Source organism: Nonomuraea solani (assembly GCF_900108335.1).
Classification (GTDB): Bacteria; Actinomycetota; Actinomycetes; order Streptosporangiales; family Streptosporangiaceae; genus Nonomuraea; species Nonomuraea solani.
Map to the genome: position 1 here is coordinate 1 of NZ_FNVT01000070.1, position 1,919 is coordinate 1,919.

The following is a 1,919-nucleotide window of genomic DNA, read 5'->3' on the forward strand; positions in this document are numbered from 1 at the left end:
GAGGCTGCCGTAACCTGCTGATCTTGGCCGTCATCGACGCGTCTGACCTTGTCGGGCTCCGGGATGAGGAGCTCATCGACTCCGCAGCCGAGCACCGCGCAGATGACGTTGAGGTCATCCAGCTTGATGCTGGCCGGCTCGCCCGACCACAGACCGGACATCTTCCCGGCGCTGATCTTCAGACCGTGCTCAGCGAGCATCCGCTGCAGCTCAGAGGCTTTCCAGATGCCGCGGTTGGCGGCGGCCAGCCGCAGGTTCCATCTCATCTGTTCTCGGCCTCCTTCCAGGGCGCGGCCGATCCGGCCGGATGTCCGGCGGCGGCTCCTATCGCGGTCGCGGCCAGGGCGAGGTTGACACCGTCCAGGCTGGTGAGCACGTCACGCAGGTCGACCGGGATGCCGCCGCTCATGCTCGCGGCGATGCGCAGAACGGCGCGTTCGCCGCCGCTGCAGGGCAGGCGGCCCTCCTGCACGGCCGTGATCGCCCCGTCCCAGTCGACGAAGGCCAGCGCCGTGGCGAGGCCGGTGTCGATGGTGATGTACTCGGTGACGAAGTCGGGCCGGTGCAGCCAGATGTCGGTGTCGATGAGCAATTCGACTCCTGCCTGGACGCAGGGCAGTCCGGTGGCGCCGAGCGTGAGTGCGCACGCCAGTTCGTGGCGGGCCCAGTAGTCGCCGACTGGTCCGGCGGGATGTGCGGTCATGGCGTCAGTCCCTTCCCGAGTCCTGTCAGGCGGGCGGCGGCACGCTGCTGACCTGCGGTCCAAGCGTCTTCGATGTGGGTGCCGGTGACGTGCACGTATTTCATCGTGGTGGCGATCCAGGCATGGCCGAGCAGTTGCTGAATGGCGATCAGGTCCATGCCGTGCTGGTAGAGCTGGGAGGCGCAGAAGTGCCGCAGCACGTGCGGGGTCAGGACGTCGGCCCATTCCGGCAGATGGGCGGTGGCGGCCCTCGCGAGCGCGGCTCGGAGTGTCTCGTCACCGACGCGGGCGACCGAGCCGTCGGTGTTCTTGCGCTCCGACAGCAGCAGCGCCACGCCGGGCCGGGTGTGGTCGTCGCCGAACTGGCCCCACACGTCCTCGACGAACCAGCGCAGCGTCGCCGCGGCGTTGTTGATCAGCGGCACCATCCGCTCGCGCGGTCCGGACCCGCGGGCGCCCTTGCCGTGACGGACGTGCAGTTTGCCGAAGCGGCCCAGGTCCCACTTGAGGTCGGCCAGGTCGAGCTTGCATGCCTCGTTGACGCGCAGCCCGACCTCGGACATCAGCCGGCAGGCGGTGTAGTTGCGGGCGGTCGGGGCGAACTTCCGGCAGGTCGTCAGCTCCTGTCGCCACCCGGCGAACAGCCGGTCCACCTGCTCGATGGTGGGCGGGATGCGCAGCTTGCCCTGCGGGCCGCCGCGCGGCCGGTTCATCTCATCGATCGGGCATTCGACCACGCGGCCGGTCATCTGGTGGATCTCGACCTTGTGCCGCAGTTCCAGGAACAGGAAGAACGTCTTGATCGCCTGGGCCCGGGCCAGCCTGGTGCCCTTCGCGGTGGAGCGCAGCGCCTTGCCGAAGTACGCGTCGGCGTCGGCCGGTTCCATCTCCCACAGCGGCCGGCCGAACCAGGCCCGTGTCTGCTCCAGGTGCACCACGTCGGAGGAGATCGTTCCGTCCGACAGCCCCGCCGCCGCCCGGGCCAGTACGAACCCGGCCAGCACGTCGGTTTCCAGCGCCTCCAGGTCCTCGGCGGTGGCCGGGGCACGGGCCACTCGAAGATCCTTCACTACCGCCAGCGCCAACTCCGGCCACCTCGCCTTCACTTTCACAGCAAGACGAACGACCAGGACGATAGACCTTCAGAATCCCCGAAATCTCATCAACACCAGAAGAAGCCGGAGCACCAGCAGATCAGCCCAGGTCCAGGGGCTAA

The 1,919-nt window shown here is 68.4% G+C and carries 3 protein-coding genes; all 3 read right to left on the reverse strand.

Annotation, left to right across the window (positions count from 1 at the left end):
* Positions 1-266, reverse strand: a 266-nt coding sequence (locus C4V41_RS60485) for a helix-turn-helix domain-containing protein (protein ID WP_103965015.1), incomplete at its 3' end; no start/stop codon positions are given.
* Positions 263-703, reverse strand: coding sequence for a hypothetical protein (locus C4V41_RS60490; RefSeq protein ID WP_146104316.1), 441 nt, complete (start codon positions 701-703; stop codon positions 263-265). The genes C4V41_RS60490 and C4V41_RS60485, both read right to left, overlap by 4 nt.
* Complete coding sequence (locus tag C4V41_RS60495; RefSeq protein WP_200825062.1) at positions 700-1,758, reverse strand: tyrosine-type recombinase/integrase; 1,059 nt, start codon at positions 1,756-1,758, stop codon at positions 700-702. The genes C4V41_RS60490 and C4V41_RS60495 overlap by 4 nt, the downstream gene beginning before the upstream one ends.
* Between the last annotated feature and the right edge of the window lie 161 nt (positions 1,759-1,919).